This is a genomic window from Lysobacter sp. Root983 (genome assembly GCF_001429345.1).
In the GTDB taxonomy this organism is placed as follows: Bacteria; Pseudomonadota; Gammaproteobacteria; order Xanthomonadales; family Xanthomonadaceae; genus Lysobacter.
Genome location: NZ_LMJO01000017.1, coordinates 138,049 through 161,910 on the forward strand (window position 1 = coordinate 138,049; position 23,862 = coordinate 161,910).

The window sequence follows — 23,862 nt, forward strand, 5'->3', positions numbered from 1 at the left end:
GCCGGCTCCGGACGGGCGCACGGCCCGTCTGCCGCCCATCCTGTCAGATATCGCGCACCACGCGGAAGCCGATGCGCGCGCTGGTGGTGTCGGCGTCGCTGCCCTGGCGCCAGGCCGAGCGCGTCTGCGCCGGCGAACTGGCCCAGGAGCCCCCACGCAGCACCCGTGTGCGGCAGCCCGGGTTGACCCAGGCCTCGCCGTTGCGCGGCGCGCGCCGATAGCTGTCGTGCCAACAGTCGCCGACCCATTCGCTGACGTTGCCGGCGATGTCGTGCAGCCCGAAGGCGTTGGCGCGGTAGCGCCCCACCGGCGCCGGGCCCCAGGCGTTGTCGCCGTAGCCGGCGAAGGCGTTGTTCCAGCGCCGCCCGGTCGGCGATGCGTCCAGGGCGCCGGTCAGGTTGCCGACCCGGGTCAGCGGCGCGCCCTCGCCCCAGGGATAGGTCTGGGCGCTGCCGGCGCGCAGCATGTATTCGAACTCGGCCTCGCTGGGCAGCCGGTAGTGGTGCCCGGTCTGCTTGGACAGCCAGGCCGCGTAGGCCATCGCGTCCTTGGCGCTCACGTGCACCACCGGCAGATCGTCGCCGGCCTTGGCGCCGGCGTAGTCCGACTGCCAGTCGACGTTGCCGCGCCGGACCAGGTTGCCGCTGCGCTCGTCGTAGGCGGTGGAATAGCCGCGCCGGCTGGCGCGCGCGCGGTGCTTGGTCGCGTTCATGAAACGGCGGAACTCGCCCACCGTGATCTCGGTGCGCGACACCGCCAGGCCGCGGTCGAAGCGGATGTTGCGGGTCGGGCGCTCGGCGTCGCTGGAGCCGACCTCCTCGGCCTCGGCGCCCATGCGGAACGCGCCGTGCGGGATCACCACCATGGTCGGCCCGCGACCGCCGCTCTGCATGGCCTCGGTGAAGGCCTGGCCGGGGCGGAACAGACCGTAGTGGGTGGCCAGCTCGATGCGCTCGCGCAGCTCGACCGCGGCCGGGTCGCCGGACGGCGCGATCCGCAGCAGGTTCGCCAGCAGCACCCGCGCCTCCTCGATCCCGCGCGGGCGCGGCAACGCCGCCAGCCCCAGATCGCGCAAGCGCCCCACGCGCGCCGCGCGCTGCGTGGCGATGCGGCCCTGGGCGTCGGCGGCGGTGCTCATCTTCGGCCGCACCTGCGCGGCCAGCGCCAGCCAGCGCTCGGCGCCGGCGTAGTCGTCGCGGTCGGCCGCGACCTCGGCGCGCCGGATCAGCGCGCTCTCGGCCGCGGCGATGCCCTGGCTGGCGCGCACATCGCCGGGGCGCAGCTCCAGCGCCTCGCGGAAATAACCCAGCGCCCCGCCCTTGCCGTCCTCGCCGATGCGCCCGGCGTTGAGCTCGCCCTCGCCCAGGCGATTGGCCTCCTGGGCCTGATCGGCGCGGTCCACGCGCTGCAGATAGGCCCCGACCTTCTTGTTCTCCGGCGCGACCGCGCGCGCCACCGCCGCGGCCTCGTGCGCGCCGCGCAGCTGCAGCGGATCGTCGTCGATCCCGTCCAGGGCCTGATCGCCCTGCACGATCAGCATCGCCAGCGCGCGCTCGAAGCCGGCGGCGACCTTAACGTCGTTGGGCGCGTACTGCAGCAGCGCGTAATACAGCGGAATCGCCGCGTCGGCGTCCGCGTACAACTGGCCGGCCGCCAGCGCGGCGTCGGCGCGGCTCTTGAGCGCCTTGGCGTTGGCCTCGTCCACCGCGATCGCGGGCGGCTGCCAGGCCGGCACCGGCGATACCGCCTGGTCGGCGCTGATGGTCACGATCGGCGTGCGCCCGGCGGCCGGGTTCGGCGTGGCAGGCGTCGACGGCTCGCGCGTACACGCCGCAAGCAGCACCACCACCGCCAAACCTGCCCATGCCTGTGCGCGCAAACGTCCTCCGCAGCCTAATCCATCGATCCTACGGGACCGCCCCGGGCCGGCGCCGACGGCGCGGGCCCGGACCGGGCGAAAGTAGGCTATTGTCGCCCGCCGCGGCAACTTCGTCGCGCCGGCACCGCCGCACCGTCCCGCACACGTTCAGATCATCATGCCCATTTGGATCTCCCAGCCTGCCGCGCTGCAGGAATATTTCGCCTCCCGGCCCGCGCGCATCGGCCTGGACACCGAGTTCATCCGCGAGCGCACCTACTGGCCGCAGCTGGCGCTGGTGCAGATCGCGGTCGGCGACGAGATCCTGCTGGTCGACCCGCTCAAGCCCGGCATCGCCGAGGCGCTGGCGCCGATCCTGGCCGACACCGCCATTCTCAAGATCATGCACAGCGCCAGCGAAGACCTGGTCGCGTTCATGCATGCCTGCAAGGTCGTGCCCAAGCCGCTGTTCGACACCCAGCAGGCCGCCGCGCTGGCCGGCATCGGCGGCGGCCTGGGCTATCAGAAACTGGTCGAACAACTCACCGGCGTGACCCTGGCCAAGGGCGAGACGCGCTCGGACTGGCTGCGCCGCCCGCTGTCACCCGCGCAGCTGGAGTACGCCGCCGACGACGTGCGGCATCTGTTCGCCATGCACGACGCACTGGACGGCCAGCTCGGCCAGCTCGGCCGCCGCGAATGGCTGGCCGAGGACGCCCAGCGCACCGTCCACAACGCCGAACACGAAGGCCTGGAACGCTGGCCGCACCTGAGCATGCGCAGCGCCCAGTTCCTCGACCGCAACGCCCAACGCCGCCTGCTGCGCCTGCTGCGCTGGCGCGACGCCTACGCGCGCGACCACGACCGCCCGCGCAGCTGGATCCTCGACAACGAACTCGCCGTCGCGATCGCGCGTTCCAACCCGGCCGACCGCGACCTGCTGCAAGCGCAGCTCGACGCCCACCCCAAAGCCCCGCGCAAGCTGGGCGACGTGGTCTGGACCGCCCTGAGTACCCCGCTGCCCGACGAAGAACACGCCCCCGACGCCTCGCTAGGCGAAACCCGCGACAAACAACGCCTGCGCAAGCTGCAGGACGTGGTCGCCGCGCGCAGCGCCGAACTCGGCCTGCCCGACGGCGTACTCGCCTCGCGCCGCTGGCTGGAGTCCCTGCTCGACCACGGCGACTGGCCCGACGCCCTCTCCGGCTGGCGCCGCGCCGCCCTCGAACCCGGCCTGGCCCCGCTGCTGGCCGCCCAGGACTAGCGCCCTCGCCGCCGGGCCGTTACACTTTTAAGCACGTGGGGCGGTAGCTCAGCTGGGAGAGCGTCGCGTTCGCAATGCGAAGGTCGAGGGTTCGATCCCCTTCCGCTCCACCAATTAGTCCAACCAGAACAGCGTGTTACGCCTTGCGGTGTGACGCGCTGTTTTGTTTTGGATGAAACACTTTTCTGCCGAGTCTTCAATAAAAATACGGCCAAGCCACTCGCAAGCATCTGCAATAGCACTACCATCGGCTCGTAGGACCTGAGGGGAACTCAAGGAATGAAGCCGACGCAGGATTTCACTTCTCAGAATCTCTTCTGGATGAAGGGCCGCAAAGTCGCGGAAAGCATCAAGAAGCATGCACCAACCACCAAAACTGGTTGGCTAGACCTTGCGAAGGCCACTGAAGACAAAATTGCTCGTGGAACCTTTCGCTTTACTGGGCTGTTTGCCTCAGAGGCATCCGGCAAGCCCGCGCTCTCAACATCGAGTCCGGCCGATGCCCTCGTTCTGAGAAAGATCAACGGAAACATCCGGCGGGCGTATGGCATTAGGCAAGCACAGCGCGCTCAGTCTGTGAAACTTGCGCGCATCGCGCTTGCCGAAGGTACGCCAAAGGGAGTTATCTCGCTCGATCTGAAATCGTGCTTTGAGAGCATTACCCCTAGAAAAGTGACTGAGAAGCTGCGGGAAGATGCCAAGGTCTCGACACAAACCATCCATCTCTTGGAACAGTTCCTTTCTCAAGCCAAGAAGTTTGGTACCAATAAATATACCCGAGGACTCCCGCGAGGGATTCTTGTGTCATCCACACTGGCGGAGCTTTACTTAAAAGAACTCGACGAGCGTATCGCACGCATGGACGGCGTCTATCTATACATTCGCTATGTGGATGACATCCTCGTGATTGCGGCACGCCCATCCAGACAAGCACTCGAAGAGATTTCCGGCATCATTACAGACCTTGGACTACTTTTGAATGCCGCAAAGTCCCGAGCCGTGGACGCAGCATGCCAATGCGCTTTCGAGTGCTCGCACAAAATCGGGAAATGCCCGTGCCATCCGAAGTGCAAATGCGAACGCACCCCAGACAATTTCGAGTTCGTCGATTACCTAGGGTACCGCCTGATCTTCACGACAGGTTGCAAACTCAAGGAGCAGACGTGCTACGCCATGATCGCGCAATCGAAGGCGCAGCGAACCAAGCAAAGAGTAGCAGCAGCAATTACGAACTTTAAGAAGACTTCAGACTATCTATTGCTTCACGACAGCCTTAAGTACCTGACATCAAATGTCACTATTGATAAGACACTTCGCCGCTCGATACTTTCATCGGGGATCGCTTACACCTACGACCAGTACGAAGAGCCTAGCGACGGTCCGGGACGCTTTAGTGGTTGCTCATTGTCAAGCTTAGACACTTTTCTAAGGACACGACTGCGCACACTTTTCTCGACCACCCATCTCAGCTACATGCAGCGCCGATCGCTCCTTAGGAACTCATTCGTCTATGGGCACAAAAACAAGCACCGAGCATCTTTTACCAGAGCTCGAGCGCTAGAGATTAGAAGGACTTGGTCTCGTGCCTGACAAGAAGAAACGGATTGACATCCGGGCTCCTGAGCGAGCCCTCCTAACGGACACGCTCCCATACGAGATTCCGATCTACTTTACGAACGCCAACTTGGCCATCCTCGCGATGCAAGCGCGATTGAAGCAAAACAAGCATGGTCTCCACTCAAAGTTTTTGCTCTACGCAGAGGATGCAAAAGCTACGCGCCCATTGATGTATGAAATTAGGCGAAGCGGACAGGCTGCAAGGCGGCTAAGCCTAGCGCATCCAATCAGTCAACATAGGATCAGCACGTTCTACGAAAAGTACGACCACCTCATTAGCAATGCTTGTAGTCGCAGTTCGCTGTCGCTGCGCTACCCGAGTCGAGTGGCAACGCACTATGTGGACCCACGCTATGCAGACACCAGCGAATCCTCATCCGCTAATCATGCAGATGAAGACCCCGCTGGCTTTCGTGATCAGAGCCGATGGGCATCGACGTACTTCAGCTATCGCGACTACACCTTGAGCCACAAGTTTTTCGAAAGCGAGGAATTCCTTGAACTGGAACGACGATACAGCCGCCTTCTGAAGCTCGACATCTCAAGGTGCTTCGACTCAATTTACACGCACAGCATCGAATGGAGCATGCGAGGCAAAGACTTTTCGAAAGACCAACTCGGGAAACGGCTCACTACTTTTGAATCAAGCTTCGATTCAGCGATAAGGCACGGCAACTGGGATGAGACCCATGGAATCCTCATTGGGCCAGAATTCTCTCGCATTTTTGCAGAAATCGTCCTTCAGTCAGCCGACCGGAGTATTCTATCGTCGCTTGACGCTGGAGTAACAGACGCTTGTGTAATCAGGCGCTATGTCGATGACTACTATGTCTTCTCTAACTCGCAAGACCTACTGGACAAAGTTGAGGAGGTCATCCGCAAGTCACTCCGCGATCTCAACTTGCACCTCAACGAGCACAAGAAAGAAACACTTACAAGGCCATTCGTTTCTAAAGTCAGCGTAGCTCGCAGCGGCGTTGCTGAAGCAATTGATGAATTCTTTGAGCGGACCGCCGCAGCAACAAATCCGATGGTTGACCCCATGGACCCTCGCGATATTGAGCGCGCAAAGACTTCACTCATTGCTCGCCTCAGAAGGCTCTCAGTCGAACTAGGGACACCCTATGAAAGATTTGCATCTTTCGCTCTTTCAGTCCTAAAGAGGAAGCTCGAAGAGGTTCGCACCCATCTATCCGAAGAGAAGCCTGTATTCACACAGGGGCATTTGGCTCGCCTTTCGTGGCTCACAGCAATCATGAGATCTGCACAGTTCCTCTACTCAACGGATCATCGTGCAACCACTTCAGTAAAACTTGCTGCGATCTATGCGCTCACCGTTGAAATGTCCTCAAGCCTAGGTTGCGCACGCGCACCTCTGGAGCGACAGATACTAGATGGCCTCCGAGATGTGACGATGGGCGCGCATGCCACAGATGCGGACGAGGTCACCAGAATAAACCACATCACCAGCGTCGACCTCATACTAACCGAGGATCGACGAATAGAACTCCAAGACATCGAACGCTATATTGGAACGACTACAGACCCAAATCAAGCGCGGACACTATCAGCATTCCAGCTTATTGCCATCTTGTTCTTGTGTAGAAAGAGAAAACGGTTTTCCTATCTACGAGATGCGACCGCTTTAGAGTTTAAGCGTCGCATCCTCGATCGAACGTTTCGACCGACGAAAGACGCCACACATGCGCTACTACTTGCGGAGTTTATCGCCTGCCCGTATTTGGATGCCGACACAAAGATTGACCTGATAAAGCACTGCAATGAACTTGTCCTGGGAGTCAGATGCACCAACAAGGAAGCGCTTGCCATTGCGAATGAGGCGTCTTGGATTTCATTTACGGACTGGAGCTCCACCAGTGACTTAGCCACGATGCTTGCGCGCAAGGAGTTGACACCTGCGTACGAATAGGCAGACTAGCCCAGTGGTGGGGGCGCGCTCCTTGGTGTAAGGCATAAGCCCTGCACCCTGCAATCCCTTGGTGGCTCACCAAGTCATCGGGCCAAGGGAAGGAAGTCCAAGTTGTCATGCTGCTTCACCGGCGACGAGCGTTCTCGACTGAGCATCAGAGCAGATATGATTCGACGCCGCGCACACACTAGCGAACCCCATCACCCTAAAAGCCCGCCATGCGGGCTTTTTTGTTACTTTCATTCCACTACAACTTAGCTTTTTAAGCGCCTTCGATAAAATAGCTCGCGCATCACATTTACTATTCAGCCCCTCACTTCCACCAGATTGTCGCCGATTTATGAGGCCTCCTGATGCCGGGTTCCAAGGACCACCAAAGCATGAACGGGCCTCCGGCTAAGCCTGCATCCGATGCCCTCCGTGCGAGAAACGATTCGATCGCGCATGCGAGCGTCACTCCAGGCATGCCCACCAATATCCGTGACCTTACCCGTCTCCGCCGCGTCCGCGACCGCATCGACCGCGAGTACGCGCAGCCGCTGGACGTGGAGGCGCTCGCGCGTGGGGTGCATATGTCGGGTGGGCATCTGAGTCGGGAGTTTCGGGCGGCGTACGGGGAGTCGCCGTATAGCTATCTGATGACGCGGCGGATCGAGCGGGCGATGGCGCTGCTGCGGGTCGGCGAGATGAGCGTGACCGAGGTCTGTTTCGCGGTCGGGTGTTCGTCGCTGGGGACCTTCAGCACCCGCTTCACCGAGCTGGTGGGGGTGTCGCCCAGCGTGTATCGGCGCGAGGCGGCGGCCGCCACCGAGGGGATGCCGGCGTGCGTGGCCAAGCAAGTAACCAGACCGATCAGGAATCGAGAAGCGCCGGGCGACTAGGCGCGGCTAGCATGACGGCTCCTACCCATACCGCAGGACTGCCATGAACCTCAGCATTCACTCCAGCTTTCTCGCCCACACCGATCCGGAGGCCTCGCTGGCCTTCTACCGCGACGCGCTGGGCTTCGAGGTCCGTAACGACGTGGGCTACAACGGCATGCGCTGGATCACGGTCGGCCCGGTCGGGCAGCCCGAGGTGTCGATCGTGCTGTTCCCGCCCAGCGCCACGCCGGGGGTGACGCCGGAGGAGCAACGTGTCATCGCCGAGATGATGGCCAAGGGCACTTACGCCATGATTATCCTGGCCAGCCCGGACCTGGACGCGACCTTCGACCGCGTGCAGGCCACCGGCGCCGAGGTGATCCACGAGCCGACGGTGCAGCCTTACGGCGTGCGCGACTGCGCGTTCCGCGACCCCGCCGGCAATCACGTCCGCATCAACGAAGTGCGCTGAAGCATTCGCTTTCGATGTTCGCAACCGCCTAGGGGTAACGGCCGGCCGCTCGCCGCGTCCCGGGGCGCCCATCGTCAAAGGATCTCTGCATGAATCAGTGGATACGGCAATTCCACCGTTGGATGTCGATGATTTTCACCCTGTCCGTGATCGCGACCTTTATCGCGCTGGCGCAGAAGCAGCCGCTGGTCTGGGTGTCCTACGGGCCGCTGGCGCCGCTGGCTCTGCTGACGATCACCGGCCTGTACCTGTTCGCGCTGCCGTACCTGAGCCAGTGGCGCAGGCGCTCCGGTGCCGACTCCACGTGAACCCGGCGGGCGCACCCTAGGCCGCGTCCGATGCCCTCCGGGCCAGTGCCACTCGCCCAGCGGGTGGCGCTGGCCTGACCTCCCCCAACGCCGCTACCCTGCCCCGGCCCGATCCGGCAGCGCCCGCTGACGCGGCCTGCTTCCACGGCCACCGATCGCATTAGGAGATTCCTCATGACCGCGAAGAAGAAAGCCGCCCCCAGCAAGACCCCGTCCAAGGCCTTCTCGGCCGAAGAACGCGCCGCGATGAAGGAACGCGCCAAGGAACTGAAGGCGCAGGCGAGCAAGGCCGAGAGCGAAAAGGACCTGATCGCGAAGATCGGGGAGATGCCGCCCGCCGATCGCGCCATCGCCAAGAAGCTGCATGGCATCGTCACCGAGGTCGCGCCGCACCTGTTCCCCAAGACCTGGTACGGCATGCCCGCCTACGCCAACGAGGACGGCAAGATCCTGTGCTTCCTACAGGCCGCGTCCAAGTTCGGCAGCCGCTACGCGACCTTCGGTTTCAACGATGTGGCCCAGCTCGACGACGGCGAGATGTGGCCGACCGCGTTCGCGCTGAAGTCGCTGGACGCCGCCGAGGAAAAGAAGATCCGCGCACTGCTGAAGAAAGCCCTGGGCTGAGTCCATCGTCGAACCCTCGAAGCGCGCCGACACCGCGCCCGCGACGGGGGGGGGGCCGAACCCGGCAGACGCAGCATCGAGCGATGTCCTCAGCTCACCGCGGCCGTTTCGCCAGTCCGCTCGCCAGTGGGAACGCTGGCGCGCGGACGCCCTGCCAGCCATAGCCGTTATGCGTTTTCGCGACAGCCGCCGCGCGCGCGAATGTGGGATACACCGCGGTTTTACGGCAATGATTCCATGACAGAATCCGGCGGCTTGGGGAGCCGCGAGCGCGCGGCGTGAGGGCAAGGCTGCATGACTGACATCACGCGTCGCCGCCTGTTCGTCGGATTGGCCGCCGCGGCCGCGGTGGTGGCCGCCACGCCCTGGCTGTTCAAGCGCCGGCGCGAGCACGACCACGCCATGAACCCGGCGGCGGACGCGCACACGGCGCCCGGCCTGCCCAACGCGCAACCGTTCCAGACGCCGCTGCGCCTGCCCGGCCGCGAAGGCCTGTTCGCGGAAGTCGCGCTGTCCGCGTCGCTGGCCTTGAGCGCGCGCGCGGCGGCGTTCCCGATCTTCGCCGGCAAGCCGACGCCGGTCTGGCACTACGCCGGCAGCGTCGAGGGGCGCGCCGTCGCCAATCCCCTGCTGTGCGCCGCCACGGGCGACAGCGTCGAAGTCGTGCTCGCCAACGAGCTGACCGAAGCCACCACTATCCATTGGCACGGCCTGAGCATCGACGAGGCCAACGACGGCAGCGGCCTGCATCCGGTGGCGGCCGGCGCACGCCAGACCTACCGCTATCGCATCGACAACCGCGCCGGCCTGTACTGGTACCACGCGCATCCGCACGAGCGCACCGGCTTGCAACTGCAGCGCGGGCTGGCCGGGTTGTTGCGGGTCGAGGACGAGGAAGATCGCGCGCTGGGCGAGCGCCTGGGCCTGCGCTGGGGCGAGCGCGACCTGCCCTTATTCATCGCCGACAAGCAGGTCGACGCCGACAACGCCATCGTCTATCGCATCGGCACCGACGACTGGATCGGCAATCGCGTGCTGGTGAACTGGACGCCCGAGCCTTTCCTGGAAGTGCTGCCGGCGCTGTACCGCCTGCGCCTGGTCAACGGCTGCAACGCGCGCATGCTGCGGATCGCGTTCGACCACCAGGGCCAGCCGCTGCCGTTCCGGCTGATCGGCACCGACGGCGGCTTGCTGGCGCAGGCCTGGAGCATGGACGACGTGTTCCTGGCGCCGGCGCAGCGCATCGACGTACTGGTCGACTTCGGCGCGCTGGCGCCCGGCGCGCGCGTGCTACTGCGCAGCCTGGAATACGTGGCGATGGAGAACGAGGACGAGTCCGGCGCGTTCGCGCCCGATCCCATGGGCGACCATCCGGGCGCGGCGCCGATGGGCGATGCGCTGGACCTGATGCAGTTCTGCGTGGCCGCGTGCAGCGACAGCCAGCGCCGTCAGGCCAGGCTGGCGTCGGCCAATGTGCCGGCTGCGCTGAGCGCGCTGCCCGCGCCGCCGGACACCGCGGCTTGGCCGGTGCGGCCGATCCGGCTGCGCATGGACAGCGACGGCACCTGGTTCATCAACGACTGGAACTACCACCAGGTCGGCCACGCGCCGGTCTTCAGCGTCAAGCGCGGCAGTCGCGAGGTCTGGGAAATCCGCAACAACATGACCAGCATGCCGCACCCGATCCATCTGCACGGATTTCAGTTCCGCGTGGTCTCGCGCAGCATCAGCCCGCCCGACGTGCGCAGCCGCAAAGTCGCGCCGCAGGGCCTGGGGCCGCAGGACCTGGGACTGAGCGACACCGTCGTGGTCTGGCCGGGCGAGATCGTACGTATCGCGATCGATTTCTCGCAGCCGTTCTCCGGCACCCAACGCTACATGCTCCATTGCCACAATCTGGAACACGAGGACATGGGCATGATGGTGAGCTTCGCCGTCGAGGACTGACGCGAGGCCGCGCGCTTGCCCATGGGATGTCCAACTCAGGAGAGAACCCCCGTCATGAACCGTGTCGCACACCTCTGTCTGCTCGCCTTGCTGCCCATCGCGCTGAGCGCCTGCCAGCCCAAAGGCGGCGATACGGCCGCGTCGCCGGACGCAGCGCCGCTGCACCTGGACGACGCTCGCGCCAAGACCAGCTACATGGTCGGCCTGGACCTGGCCAAGCAGGTCGCGCCGGTGCGCAATGAGGTCGATATCGACATCGTGGTCGCCGCCTTGCGCGCCGCCCACGCCGGCCAGAAGCCGCGGTTGGACGAGGCCCAGGTCGCGCAGATCCGCAAGGACTTCGTGCGCCATCTGCAGGACCAGCGTAAGACCGAGCAGGCGGCGCTGGCCAAGAAAAACCTCCAACGCGGCCGCGAATTCCTGGCCGAGAACGGCGCCAAGCCCGGCATCGTCAAGACCGCATCGGGCCTGCAGTATCAGGTCGTGCGCGATGCTAAGGGCGCCAAGCCGGCGGCCGACGCGACGGTGCGGGTGAACTACATCGGCGCGGTGCTGGACGGCAAGGAATTCGAGAACACCTACGCGATCGACCACCCGTCCGAGTTTCCGCTCAGCCAGATCATGCCCGGCCTGCGCGAAGGCCTGATGTTGATGCCCACCGGCAGCAAGTACCGGTTCTGGGTGCCGGCCGCACAGGGCTATGGCGAGGCCGGCGTGCCCGGCCAGGTCGAGCCGAATGCGACCCTGGTGTTCGACGTCGAACTGCTGGAGATCGCCGGCTGAGGCGCGCTCCGTCGCAAGCGCTCAATCCTCGGCGCTTGCGGCCTGGGTCAACGGCAGACGCGTGCCGTCCAGGGTGCCGCGGCTCAAACGCCCGTCCTCAACGATCAGCAGTTCGCCGGACTCGCCGTTCTTGATGCTGCTGTCGACCGAGATCACCGCGCCGTCGAAGTACAGGCCGACCGTCTTCATCGAGGTGTGGCCGACGACGATGCGCTTGACGCCGCTGCGGTGCAGGATCGCGTCCACGCGCGCCTGATCCAGCTGCGAGTCCGTGAAGTAGCCGCGGTACCAGATCGGGCTGGTCTTGCCGTTGTAGAGCCCGCTCAGCACCGGGTCCTGCGACCACACCGCCTTGGGCGTGCCCAGCGAGGCGCGGTAGCGCGCGTTGGCGTCGCCGCGCTCCAGCCCAAGCGCCAGGTATTCCTCGGCGATGCCGCCGTGCACGAACAGCAGGTCGTCGATCTGCGCCATCACCGGCTTGCTGCGCAGCCAGCGCCCCAGCACGGTGTCGGGGCCGTAGAGTTCGGGATAGGGCTTGCCCAGCAGCGTCGCGTTGGTCTTGTAACCGTCGTTGACGTAGCGCAGGTCGTTGGCCAGCACCATGATCTCGTGGTTGCCCAGCAGCAGATGCACGCCGCCGCCGGCCTTGCGCGCCTGGCGCTCCAGTTCGTAGATCAGCCATAGCGCCTGGTTCACTTGCGGGCCGCGGTCGAACACGTCGCCGACGATGACCAGATGGCCCTTGCCGTAGCGCCATTCGTGGCGCTGGTCGATGACGCCGTTGGCGCGCAGCAGTTGCACCATGATCTCGTACTGGCCGTGCACGTCGGACAGGGCCGCGATCCGCGACACGCGCTTCACCGGCGCGCCCGAGTCGGGCGTGGCCGGCGCCGAGACCTCGATCGCACGCGGATAACCGCATTCGGGCTTGACCTCGACCGGCCAGCGCGGGGCCGGGATCGTGCGCTCGATAAGCTTGCCGCCGCAGACCCAGCGCGCCGACACCTGGCCCGGCTCGTAGCTCAGATAAGGGCCGTCGTCCAAGGCCGGCGCTGGCGCCGCGAGCTTGGTGTCGGCGGGTCGCGGCTGGCCGTCGCCGGCTTGCGCCTGCGCGGCACCCGCGCAGGCCAGGCACGCGGCCAAGGCCAGCGTTCGGTGCAGCCCGTTGCTCATGCTTCGTCTTCCCGGTTCGTCCGTCCGCCGCGCGAGGCGGCCCGAAGAGGATGGAGCCCGGCACGCCGGGCCCCATCGTCGGCTACGACCTTACTTGAACTGGTACTCGAACTGCAGCGCCAGCTCGCGCCCGATCGGGCTGTAGGCGTCGTAGAAGTACGGGAAGCTGTTGTTGGTCTCGTCGTCGGGGTGCAGGTTGTTGAACAGGTTGTTGACGTAGAACTTGAGCGCGGCCTGTTCGGTGATCTGCTTGCCTATGTTGGCGTTCCAGATGAAGTGCACGCCGGTGCGGCCGACGCCGCCGAACTTGGGCAAGCTGCCGTAGCGAGTCATGAACAGGCTGGACGACCAGTCGCCGCGACGCCAGCTGGCGCCCGCGCGCACGCGGCTGCGGAAATCCAGATTGGTCGGATCGTCGCGCCAGTCGCGGTCGACGCCGTCGGTGGCGAACACCTGCTGCTCGGACTTGAGGGTGTGCGACCAGTTCAGATCGAAGCGGTAGTCGCCGAACCGATCGGTCTTGAGCCGCCAGTTGATGCCGGCGTCGATGCCGGCGACGCGGCGGTAAGACTGGTTGATCGGCGCCGAGCGGACCTCCACCACCCGGTCGATGGCTTCGTTGCCTTCCGGACGGCGCGTGACCAGCGCGGTGACCGCCTGGCAATAGCCCGAGCCCGGTGCGAACTGGAACGGCTGGCCATTGAGCATCTTGCCGGTGCGGCAGCCCGCCTCGCCGGCCAGGATGCTGCCTACGCTGAGGCGTTCGATCGCGCCGTTGAGCTCGATGTTCCAGTAGTCGGCGGTGATCGACACGCCGTCGGCCACGTCCCAGACCACGCCCGCGCTCCAGGACTTGCCGGTCTCTTCCTCGAGATTCGGATCGCCCTCGCTGAGGCTGAACATGTTGTAGCTGTAGCCCGAACAACCCGGGTTGGCGCCGGCGGCGATGCAACGCCACACATCGGTGTTGCTGCCGAAGCTGCCGCTGCCCTCGCTGAACACCCAATGCAGGTCGGGCGCCTTGAAGCTGGTGGCGTAGGCGCCGCGTATCAGTAGCGACTCGGTCGGGCGCCATTCCAGGCCCACATTCCAGGTGCGCGCGTCGTCGACCGCGGTGATGTCGTCGTACTTGTCGAAGCGCCCGGCCAGGCTGGCCTTGATGGTCTGGGTGATCGGCACGCTGAACTCGATGCCGGCCGCGTAGCGGTCGCGTTCGCCGCCGCCGTTGGTACCGGTGAGGTTGTACAGCTGGACCACGCCCGGCTGCACGCGCGGGTCGCTGGACAGGTCGTAGCCCTGCGAGCTGGCTTCGACCACGCCGGCCACGCCGACCGGGCCGGCCGGCAGATCGAACAGTTCGCCGGTGACCACGAAGCTGGCGGTATTGACCCAGGACTCGGCTTCATAGCGCGCCAGCGTGGAGATCGAGGCGTATTCCTCCGGCGTCATCGGCCGATACCAACGGTCCAGATTCAGGCGATGGATCGGCACGCCGTTGGGACGAGTGCCCAGTTGCGGGCCGAAGAAGTAGTCGTTGACCAGGTTGCCGACCATGCGCCTGCGCGTGCGCTCGAAGTAGTAGTCGGCGCGGCTGAGGGTGAGGTCCCAGTCCCAGCGCTGCGCGAAACTGCCGCGCAGACCCACCGCGACGTCCAGCGAGCGTTCGTAATAGTGCTGATTCATTTGCTCCACGCCGCCCAGATCGACCGGCGTGAGCAGGCGATTGGGCGCGATCACGCTGTTGAACTGCGGGTCGTAGAAATCGCCACGGCGGCCGACACCGTCGGTGTGCGGGCCGGTGATGCTTTCGAAGCCGCCCAGGGATTCGACCTTGGAGCGCCAGGCCTGCACCGAGGCCCAACCTTGCAGGCCGTCGCTGAAGTCCCAGGTGCCGAACACGTAGCCGGCCAGTTCGTCCTTGCCCTTGCTCAGGTGCTGGTAACGCGCGTCGTTCCAGGTGCCGCAGCCGTCGCCCAGGGTCTGGACGTTGTTGGAGCTGATGCGCTTGTAGGTATGGCGCACGAACTCGCCGCCCCAGCGCTCGCAGGTGCCGGCCGGCGGCGCGATCAGCGGGCTGGAACTGCTGGTGCTGCCGCGGCGGATGCGCAGGCCGGCGTCGGGCTGCACACCCAGGCGCGGGTCGACCACCGGATTCTTGCGCAGGTCCCAATCGTCGCGCTGGAAGCCGTACAGCAGTTCCTGGTTGTAGTACTGGAACGCATAGGTCACGCCCCAGTTCTCGCCGGTGCGTCCGCCGGTCCATTGCAGGTCGAAGCGGTCGCGCCCGCCCATCGAGCTGGTGCCGGTGCGCAGTTTGATCTCGTCGCCCTGGTAATCGCGCTTGAGCACCACGTTGACCACGCCCGACACCGCGTCGGCGCCGTAGATGGCCGAGGCGCCGCCGGCCAGGATTTCGATGCGGTCCACCGCGCCGGAAGGGATGTTGCCGAAGTTCTGGAAGTTGCTGCGGCCTTCGTACGGAAAGGGATAGTCGGCGGCGCGGCGGCCGTCGATCAGCAGCAGCGAACGGCCGGGGCCGAGGCCGCGCAGGTTGAGCGGATGGGCGTTGGCGGAAAAGCCGCCGGACAGCTCGGTCTCGACCGCGCCGTTGGCCATGACCAGCGTGTCCAGGGCCTCGAATACGGTAGCGTGGCCTTCGCGTTCGAGCTGCTCGGCGCTGATCACGGTGATCGGCGACGGGCCTTCGATCTCGGCGCGCTTAATGCGCGAGCCGGTGACCTGGACGGTGGCCAGGTCGGTCGGGTCGGGTTCGGCGGCGGCCGCCTTGGCTTTGGGCGGCGGCGCGGTCGGCGTCTGGCGCGGACGCGGCGTGGCCGGCGCGGCGACGATGGTGATCACGCCGCTGCGGGTGACCCGGTAGCTCAAGCCGCTGCCTGCGAGCAGGCGCTCCAGCGCCTGCGTGAGCGTGTAACGGCCGGACAAGGCCGGCGCGGCGCGATTGCGCACCAGCTCCGGCGGCACCAGCATCTGCGCGTCCCCCGACGCGGCCAGCTGGTTCAACGCGGCGCCCAGCGGCTGCGCCGGCAGTGCGTAGTCGTGCGCGGCGCCTTGCGTCTGCGCCTGCGCGGCATGCGCTCCGATGCAGGCCGACAAGCCGAGCGCGACGCTCAGCGCGACCGTCAACGGATGCCGCGTGCGCCACGGCTTCGCTCCCCTCGAAACTGTTCCCATTGAAACCTTCCCCCGGCTGACGATGGAGCCGTCCCTGACTTGAGTATTTGCGCTCCCTTGACCGATGCAGACGCAGCGCCGCACCGATCCCTCAGTCGACCGCATCGCACTTGCCGTCGCGCCCGCCATCACTTAGCGTGCGACCACCTGGCGGAGGCTGCAAGGCGATGAACGAGGGCGGGATAGACGCAGCGGAGCTGAGCGGTCCTGCATCGGGCCGCGCCGACCTGCCGCGCATGATCGAGCAGCACCGGCCCGCGCTGGTGCGCTATTTCCTGCGCCATCTGCCCAACGCCGACGACGCCGAGGACCTGGCGCAGGAAGCGCTGGTGCGGCTGATGCGCATGCCCTCCACCGCCGATGTGCTCAATGTCGAAGCCTACCTGCTGCGCATCGCTTCCAATCTGGTGCGCGACCGTTTCAGGCGCGACGTCAGCCATTGCACCCAGCAGCACGTATCGCTGGACGAGCTGACCGGCGACTGGCCGAGTGAGGTGCCTTACGGCGAGCGCGTCTACGAAGGCAACAAGCGCCTGCAGTTGTTCCTGTCGGCGCTGGACGAGCTTTCGCCGCGCTGCCGGCAGGTCTTCCTGCTGCAGCGCTACGAAGGCCTGACCTACAGCGCGATCGCCAGGCGCCTGGAGATCAGCGTGAGCGCTGTGGAAAAACAGATGATGCGCGCCCTGCTACATTTCGATACGCGATTGGGAGATCCGTGAGCACCACCCGTCTTAACGTCGTCGAAGGCGGCGATCCGATCCGGCGCCAGGCCGCGGCCTGGTTCGCGCGGCTTCGCGCGGACGACGTCAGCGAGAGCGACCGTCGCGACTGCCGGCAGTGGCTGAACGCCGACCCGCGTCATCGCGCTGCCTACGAACGCATCGAGCGCATGTGGTCGACCTTGGGCGAGCACGCGCCGCATCCGGAGGTCGCGCTGCGCATTCGCGCCGAAACCCCGGCGCCGGCCGCGCCCGCGTCGGCGCGCAAGCGCGGCACGCGCGCGGCCTGGTGGAGTGGCGCGGCCGCCGCGCTGGTCGCGCTGGCGGTGATCGGTTGGCGCTTACAACCGGCGCCGCCCGTGCCGGAACAGCACTACGTCACCGCGATCGGCGAAAGCCGTACGATCGCGCTGGCCGACGGCTCGCGCGTGAGCCTGGACACCGACACCCGCCTGCAGGTGCGGTTCTCCGGCGAACAACGGCGGATATCGCTGGTGCGCGGGCGTGCCTTCTTCCGCGTCGCCAAGGAAACGCGCCCGTTCCTGGTCCAGACCGAGGACGGCAGCGTCAAGGCGGTCGGCACCGAATTCGAGGTCTACCGCCGCGAGGGCGAGATCGAAGTGGCGCTGATCGAAGGCCGCGTGCTGCTGTTGGCCGCCGCGGCCGACGGCGCGGCGCCGGTGCAGTTGGCGACGCTGGACCCTGGGCAGAAAGCCAGCTTCGGCCAGCGCAAGCCGCTGCGCATGATCCAGCCCGATCGCCACGCCGCCCTGCCCGCCTGGTTGTCGGGCAAGTTGGCCTTCGAGGACCAGGCCCTGCCGGCGGCGGTGACCGAATTCAATCGCTACAGCCATCGCCGCATCGTGCTGCAGGGCGAGGCGGTGGCGCGGATCCGGGTCAGCGGCGTGTTCCGCAGCGACGATCCGCATGCCTTCGTCGAGGCCTTGCAGGAGCTGTACCCGGTGGCCGTGTCGGCCTCGCCCAGCGGCGACCTGCTGCTCAGCGACCGGCGTTAGAGCGTCCGCGCTTTCGTTTCGCAACGCCGGACGCGGCGTCGCGACCTCCATCAACGCAAAACCCCGGCACCGTCGGTACCGGGGTCGTGTCGCATCGATCCGCCGCGGCCGTAATGGCCGCGCCGATCCTGGCGGGCATGCGCCCGCCTCGCTTAGAAGCGCTGGCGGTACTGCATGTAGTAGAACCGGCCCGGCACGTCGTACTGCTGGTCGAACTGGTTGTACGGCGCGGTCAGGGCCAGCGGCGGGTCCTTCGCGAACACGTTGTTGGCGCCGATCGAGACGGTCGCGTTCCAGGGCGTGTTGTAGCGGAACTGGAGGTCGTGGTACGTGACCGCGCCCAGGTGGTTCTCCAGCGTCTGCGGGCTGGAGCAGTAGGCCTTGAACGCCGCCGGGCAGGTCTCGTCGATGCCCGACTTGTAGCGCATGCCCCAGGTCGCGCCGAAGTCGCCCTTGCTCCAATCCAGGTACAGGTTGGACTTGATGCGCCAGTACGGATCCTGCGGCAGGTACAGGCCTTGGCGTTGCTCGGGCTTGGAGTCCTTGGTGGTCTTGGCTTCCCAGTTGGCGGTGTAGCTGGTGTCCCAGGTGACCGAGAACTTGCCGTAGGCGGTTTCCGGCAGACGGTAGTTGACGGTGACGTCGTAGCCCTCGACCTCGTACTCGGCCAGGTTCAACAGCGGCAGGTCCATGTCGGTGATGGTGCCGGGGTTGCCCGGATAGGCGTTGTCGCGCTTGAACAGGGCGCAGTACACCGCGCGCTCGCCGGGCGTGCCGGAGTAGCACTTGTCGAGCACGAACTGCGCGGTCGGCCGCGTGATCGCGTTCTCGATGGTGATCCGGTACCAGTCCACCGCGATGTCGAAGCCCTGCAGCCAGCTCGGGCTGTAGACGAAGCCCAGGGTCTTGCTGATCGAGGTTTCCGGCTGCAGGTCCGGGTTGGACTTGTTGGTGAACGGCTCCACGGTCTGTCGCGACGATCCGCTGCCGGACTGGGTGTAGCCGTTAGGCACGCCGTCGGCGGCGCAGCGCGCGGCCACGGTCGGATCGCTGCGCTTGCCCGAATGGCTGGAGCAGGGATCGGCGTAGCTGACGAAGGTGTCGGAGTCGCCGGCGTAGAGGTTGGTGATGCTGGGCGCGCGGAAGCCTTCCGACCAGTTGCCGCGGATCAGCAGATCGTCGAACGGCTTCCAGCGGAAACCGAACTTGCTGTTCAGGGTGTCGCCGAAGTTGCTGTAGTCCGAATAGCGCGTGGCGATCGAGAAATCCAGCAGCTTGGCGAACGGCAGGTCGGCCAGCACCGGCACCGCGAACTCGGCGTAGAGATCGTCCAGCGAGTAGTCGCCGCGGGTCGGCTTGCTGCCGTTGCCGGTGCTCAGGCCGGCGGCGATGAAGGCGTCCGGATCGAACTGGCCGCTCTCGGTGCGGTGCTCGTAGCCCGCGGCGAAGCCCAGCGGACCGGCCGGCAGATCGAACAGCTCGCCGCTGATGTTGGCGGTGTAGCTCTTGGATTCGACCTTGCGCGAGTCGTGGGCGGTGAAGGACACGTAATCCAGCGCCTCCTTGCTGATCGAACCCAGGCCACCGAGCGGATTGATCGGCACGCAGCCGGCGATCACCGCCGTGGGCGTACCGCAGCGGGCGACGCCGCCCCCGTCGACGAAGGACGGGCCGTAGGCGTTGCGCAGCGCGGCCAGGTTGAACAGACCGTAGGTCAGGGTGTTCTCGTCGCTGCGGTCGTAGCGGTAGCCCACGTCCCAGTCGAAGGTGCGCTCGCCGAAGTTGAAGTAGCCTTCCAGGCCGCCGTAGAAGTGGAAGTTCTTGACGTCCTGGTTGAACGAGCGGCCACCCGATTCCTGGAAGCGGCGGCTCACGCTGATCAGGTCGCGTGCGCCGGCGGTGCCCTTGGTCGGGTTGTAGATGCTGTCCTTGTTCAAGGTCAGTCCGGTGACCGGCATGGCCGCGAGCAACTGCTCGGACAGGCGCTGGTTGTACAGGGTCTCGACGCGGAAGGTCAGGTTATCGGCGATGTCGAAGGTGCTCTGCGCGAACAGCGACTTGCGCTCCTGCGGGGTCAGCAGGTAGTTGTCCGGGGCGGTGTTGTAGCCGTGCGTGTTGGAGCTGAACGGTACGAAGCTGTTGTTGTTGCCCAGCACGTAGCGCTTGTTGTCGCGCGGGTCGACGAACGAGCCCGGAAAGCCGGTATTGCTCTGGCCGCCGAAGAACGGCGGGCCACCGGACGAGATCTTGCGATCGCCGGCCATGACCTGCTCTTCCTTGACGTAGGAACCGCCGATCAACAGCGAGGAGCGATCGTTGCTTACGCCCAGCGAGAAGTCGTAGGCCTGGCGCATGCCGTCGCCCTGGCCGAACTGGCCGATGTAGGCGCCGGCCTCGGCGCCCTCGAAATTGCTGCGGGTGATGATGTTGACCACGCCGGCGATGGCGTCGGAGCCGTAGATGGTCGAGGCGCCGTCCTTCAACACTTCGACGCGCTCGATGATCGAGGCCGGGATGGTGTTGAGGTCGACGGTGCCGTCGAGCTGGGTGGTCCAGCGGCGGCCGTTGACCAGCACCAGGGTGCGGCCGCTGCCGAGGTTGCGCAGGCTGATGCCGGCCGAGCCGTCGCCGCCGTTGTTGAACGTGGTGTTGAGCGCGGCGCCGTTGGTCGAGATGCGTTGCAGCACGTCGGCGACCGAGGTCACGCCCTGCTTGTCGATCTCGGCGCGGGTCAGGGTGAAGATCGGCTGCGAGGTCTCGATGTCGGCGCGCTTGATGCGCGAGCCGGTGACCTGGATGCGATCGATTTCGGTCGGCGCCTTCTCGTCGAGCGCGGCGGCCGCGTCCTGAGCCTGCGCGACCGGCGCGACGACCGCCAGCGCGATGGCGATTTCCAGCGGCAGCCGCGCGCGGCGCGCGGCGGAGGTGGTGGCGTACTGCTTCATCTAGACAAGTCCCCTCGTAGTGGTGGTTGCGTTTCGCGCCTTGTTACAGGCGCGTTAAACGCAGGCCAAACTACGGCGCGGCGAGTCCTAGCTGGGTGCGCAATACGGGCGCGGGACTTGCGGATTTCTGGCCGCTGGCTTGCAGGCTGCGATATTCGCTGGCGGTGCAGCCCATGCGCGCGCGGAACGTGCGCGCGAAGCTGCACGGCGAATCGAAGCCGCAGGCGTGGCTGACCTCGCCTATCGACAAACGGCTTTCGCGCAGCAATTCGCAGGCCTGTTGCACACGCTGGTTCACGCAGGCGGCCTGCACGGTGATGCCGTACACGGCGTGGAAGGTCTTGGAGATCCACCAGGTCGAGAAGCTGGTGAGCTGCGCGAGCTCGTCCATCAGCACCACGCGATGGGCGTTGCCGCGCAGATACAAGCGCGCACGTTGCAAACGCCCCAGCACCTGACGCTGACGCGCGCGGCGGCGGCCCGGGCAGCGCTCCAGCAATTCGTCGAGCTCGTGCTGGGTTTCGTGCACGTAGGCCAGCAGCATGCGGAACGCGGCCAGGCGCTCGTTGGCCAGCCCCTGGCCGGAGGCGGCGGTCGCGCTGCGTCGCCACAGGCGGACCAGCGCGCGTCGCTGGGCGGCGTCGACGCGGCCCTCGCCGGGAATCAGGTCGATGCGCGTGTGGCGTTCGATCTCGCGCATCAGCGCGGGCTTGCAGCTGAAGCCGATGACCAGGCCGCGACGCTCTGTGTCGATGCGCGGCGCGCTGTCGCGATCGAACGCGATCCATTGATTGCGACTCAGGGCGAAACGCCCCTCGCGGCTCTCGATTTGCGAGCGCCCGCGCAGCTGCAGCCAGTACGAGGGCGAGGTGCCGGAAACGCGCACGCTGCCGAAATCGCGCACCAGATAGAGTTGGAAGCCGTCGTTGGACGGCGCCCGGTCGCTGTCGATCATCTGTCCGGACTCAATGCTTTCCCAGCCTTCCTGGCTGCCGTAGTGGTGGTATTCGCTTTGCATCGTCGCTGCCCCTGTCGGCCTGACCGCATCGCGCGGCATCGGGCGCAGGACGCCGGCGCGCGCGCCGACGGCGCGGGCGAGCTGCGCCTGCGGTGAGGTGGAAGGGCGATCCGGCCCGTGGTTCGTTTACGCGTGCGTAGCGCGATCGGCTGCGTGGCGCGTACCGTCGCGCTGTGGTGTCGCGACGCCGTCGAGTGTTGCGATGCGCGCTTGCGCACGGTTCGAATTGATTCGAACGATCGCGATCGCGTTCATGTCGCGTATGGATTGCGCACAGGTTTATGCGCGATTGCGAACGCGCTGAAGACACGATCCGCAACATCGCGTATCGCGGCCGACATCGCGATGCGCCGCTCAGCCTGGCCTGGGCAGTTCCACGCGCACCTGCAGGCCGCCCTGCACGCCCGGCGCGAGCGCGATGTCGCCGCCGTGGCCGCGGATCACGCTGCGCGCGATAGACAGGCCCAGGCCGGAGCCGCCGGCGTGTCGCGCGCGCGCGTCGTCCAAGCGCCGGAACGGCGCGAACGCATGTTCGTACTGTTCGGGCGGAATGCCGGGCCCGGCGTCGACCACGGTTACGCGCAGGGCCTGCTCGGTTTCCTGCAGCGAGACCCGCACGCGGTCGCCGTAGCGGCAGCCGTTGTCGATCAGATTGGCGAAGGCGCGCCGCATCGCGATCGGCTGGCAGGGCAGATAGGCGTGATCGGGACCGTCGTAGAGCGCGTCGCCGCCGGCGTCGGCGACGTCGTCGCACAGACTGATCAGCAGCGAGGCCAGATCGACGGTCTGATGCGGCTCCAGGCTGGCGTCCTCGCCGGCGAAGGCCAGGCAGCCGGAGATCATGGTCTCCATCTGCGCGATCTCGGCCAGCAGGCGCTCGCGGTGGCCGTCGTCGACGTATTCGGCGTACAGGCGCATGCGCGTGAGCGGCGTGCGCAGATCGTGCGAGATCGCGGCCAGTTGCTGGGTGCGGTCGTCGACGAAACGCTTCAGCCGCACCTGCATTTCGTTGAACTTGTGCGCGATCGCGGCGTACTCGGGGATGGTCATGCCCTCGATTGGGGTCGGCTCGCGCTCGCGCCCCAGGCGCTCGGCGGCCTGCGACAGCTTGGTCAGCGGCTGCAGGAAACTGCGCGCGGTCCATACCGACAGCCCCGCGACCGCGACGATCAGCAGGGCCATGCCGCTGAGCTTGAACAGATGATGCAGCCAGCGCGGACTCGGCCGGCCGGGACTGGCCAGCAACCAACCACCGTCGGGCAACTCGATCGCCACCGACATGCGCGGCAGCGCCTCCTCCGCGCGCAGGCCGTCCAGGAACGGCGGCCCCACGACCGCGCCCAGGACCATGCCGAGCCGTCCCATCGGCGTGGTCGCGGGCGCCGCGTCGACGCGGCGCAGTGCGATGTTCGGCGGCAAGGCCACGCCGGCGGGGTCGCGCAAGGCGGTCACGCGCGGCTGGGTCTGCGGCATCGGCGGCGCCCAGGCCGGCTCGGTATCGTCGGGCATGCGCGGCCGCAGCGCGACCACGCCCTGCCGCTCCAGCGGCGCCGGCGCGAATTCGGACGCATCCTCGCTGCCGACCGGCAAGGTCGGCACCGGCGCGACCACGCCAGTGCTGGGCAGCGCGGCGATGGTGACCAGGCCGGCAGCCGGGCGCGCGGCCACCGACAGAATCTCGCCGCGCTCGGCGCCCTGGCGCGGCACCACCACGGTCACCTGGCGCACGCCGCCGCCGTGTTCGTCGGGCAGCACGTTCATCGACACCGCGTAGGCGCCGCCGCTGGTGTCGGGGTTTTCGACCAGGCGCCGGCGCATGCCCTCGATCAGGCCCGACAGCGGCGGACCGTGGCGGTCGTCGCTGGGCGGCAGCAAGGCGAATTCGAGCTTGCGCCGGTGCGTGGCCTCCTCGGCCGCGGCCGCGCGCTGATCCTTCGGCAGCGCGGCGATCATCGCCCGCACGTCCAGCGCCTGCTCCACCAGCGATTGCTCGTCGACCAGGGTCGGGCCGGCCGAACGCAGGGCCATGCCGATCGCGATATCGATCAGCAAGGTCATGGCCATGGTCGACAGCACCACGATCGCGATGCGCGGCGCCAGCCGCATCCGCGACAAGGACAGGCGCGCCTTCAT

General features: G+C 66.3%; 17 protein-coding genes and 1 tRNA gene. 12 read left to right on the plus strand and 6 right to left on the minus strand.

What is annotated here, in order from left to right:
* Positions 1-43: 43 nt before the first annotated feature.
* Positions 44-1,879, minus strand: coding sequence for a formylglycine-generating enzyme family protein (locus tag ASE43_RS16420; protein ID WP_082607333.1), 1,836 nt, complete (start codon positions 1,877-1,879; stop codon positions 44-46).
* Positions 1,880-2,036: 157 nt separating this feature from the next.
* Here ASE43_RS16420 and rnd point away from each other — a divergent pair, with 157 nt between their 5' ends.
* The 10 genes from rnd (at position 2,037) to ASE43_RS16460 (ending at position 11,666) form a co-directional block, all read left to right on the plus strand.
* Positions 2,037-3,122 carry a ribonuclease D gene (rnd, locus tag ASE43_RS16425; RefSeq protein ID WP_056173647.1) on the plus strand — a complete coding sequence of 362 codons (1,086 nt, stop codon included), beginning with the start codon at positions 2,037-2,039 and terminating at the stop codon, positions 3,120-3,122.
* A 37-nt stretch (positions 3,123-3,159) separates the two neighbouring features.
* Positions 3,160-3,235 (plus strand) — tRNA-Ala (locus ASE43_RS16430).
* Positions 3,236-3,401: 166 nt separating this feature from the next.
* A complete protein-coding gene (gene drt3a, locus ASE43_RS21395; protein ID WP_082607334.1) occupies positions 3,402-4,712 on the plus strand; it encodes an antiviral reverse transcriptase Drt3a in 1,311 nt (436 codons plus the stop codon).
* Positions 4,705-6,669 (plus strand): antiviral reverse transcriptase Drt3b, encoded by a 1,965-nt coding sequence (gene drt3b, locus ASE43_RS21400; protein WP_082607335.1) that lies wholly within the window; start codon positions 4,705-4,707, stop codon positions 6,667-6,669. The genes drt3a and drt3b overlap by 8 nt, the downstream gene beginning before the upstream one ends.
* 464 nt (positions 6,670-7,133) lie before the next feature.
* Entirely contained in the window at positions 7,134-7,550 is a 417-nt protein-coding gene (locus ASE43_RS16435; RefSeq protein ID WP_057161241.1) for a helix-turn-helix transcriptional regulator, read from the plus strand.
* Positions 7,551-7,593: 43 nt separating this feature from the next.
* Positions 7,594-8,004, plus strand: coding sequence for a VOC family protein (locus tag ASE43_RS16440; protein WP_056173641.1), 411 nt, complete (start codon positions 7,594-7,596; stop codon positions 8,002-8,004).
* An 89-nt stretch (positions 8,005-8,093) separates the two neighbouring features.
* Complete coding sequence (locus ASE43_RS16445) at positions 8,094-8,312, plus strand: hypothetical protein (RefSeq protein WP_057161242.1); 219 nt, start codon at positions 8,094-8,096, stop codon at positions 8,310-8,312.
* Between the two features lie 174 nt (positions 8,313-8,486).
* Entirely contained in the window at positions 8,487-8,936 is a 450-nt protein-coding gene (locus tag ASE43_RS16450) for a DUF1801 domain-containing protein (protein WP_057161243.1), read from the plus strand.
* 294 nt (positions 8,937-9,230) lie between these two features.
* Entirely contained in the window at positions 9,231-10,883 is a 1,653-nt protein-coding gene (locus tag ASE43_RS16455) for a multicopper oxidase domain-containing protein (RefSeq protein WP_057161244.1), read from the plus strand.
* 54 nt (positions 10,884-10,937) lie between these two features.
* Positions 10,938-11,666, plus strand: a complete 729-nt coding sequence (locus ASE43_RS16460; protein WP_057161245.1) for an FKBP-type peptidyl-prolyl cis-trans isomerase — start codon at positions 10,938-10,940, stop codon at positions 11,664-11,666.
* A gap of 21 nt (positions 11,667-11,687) precedes the next feature.
* Here ASE43_RS16460 and ASE43_RS16465 read toward each other — a convergent pair whose 3' ends face one another.
* Together ASE43_RS16465 and ASE43_RS16470 are read right to left on the minus strand one after the other, a co-directional pair.
* A complete protein-coding gene (locus tag ASE43_RS16465) occupies positions 11,688-12,839 on the minus strand; it encodes a metallophosphoesterase (protein WP_057161246.1) in 1,152 nt (383 codons plus the stop codon).
* Positions 12,840-12,929: 90 nt separating this feature from the next.
* The gene (locus ASE43_RS16470) at positions 12,930-15,983 is read right to left on the minus strand and encodes a TonB-dependent receptor (RefSeq protein ID WP_057161247.1); all 3,054 of its coding nucleotides are present in this window, start codon (positions 15,981-15,983) and stop codon (positions 12,930-12,932) included.
* A 215-nt stretch (positions 15,984-16,198) separates the two neighbouring features.
* On the opposite strand from ASE43_RS16470, the gene ASE43_RS16475 reads away from it, so the two are divergent.
* Both ASE43_RS16475 and ASE43_RS16480 read left to right on the plus strand, forming a co-directional pair.
* A complete protein-coding gene (locus ASE43_RS16475; protein ID WP_082607338.1) occupies positions 16,199-16,750 on the plus strand; it encodes an RNA polymerase sigma factor in 552 nt (183 codons plus the stop codon).
* Entirely contained in the window at positions 16,747-17,766 is a 1,020-nt protein-coding gene (locus ASE43_RS16480; RefSeq protein ID WP_057161249.1) for a FecR domain-containing protein, read from the plus strand. Before ASE43_RS16475 ends, ASE43_RS16480 begins: the two co-directional genes overlap by 4 nt.
* A gap of 152 nt (positions 17,767-17,918) precedes the next feature.
* On the opposite strand, the gene ASE43_RS16485 is transcribed toward ASE43_RS16480, so the two are convergent.
* The 3 genes from ASE43_RS16485 to ASE43_RS16495 form a co-directional block, all read right to left on the minus strand.
* Positions 17,919-20,711, minus strand: coding sequence for a TonB-dependent receptor (locus tag ASE43_RS16485; protein ID WP_057161250.1), 2,793 nt, complete (start codon positions 20,709-20,711; stop codon positions 17,919-17,921).
* Between the two features lie 70 nt (positions 20,712-20,781).
* Positions 20,782-21,729, minus strand: a complete 948-nt coding sequence (locus ASE43_RS16490) for a helix-turn-helix transcriptional regulator (protein WP_057161251.1) — start codon at positions 21,727-21,729, stop codon at positions 20,782-20,784.
* A gap of 354 nt (positions 21,730-22,083) precedes the next feature.
* Complete coding sequence (locus ASE43_RS16495) at positions 22,084-23,862, minus strand: ATP-binding protein (protein WP_057161252.1); 1,779 nt, start codon at positions 23,860-23,862, stop codon at positions 22,084-22,086.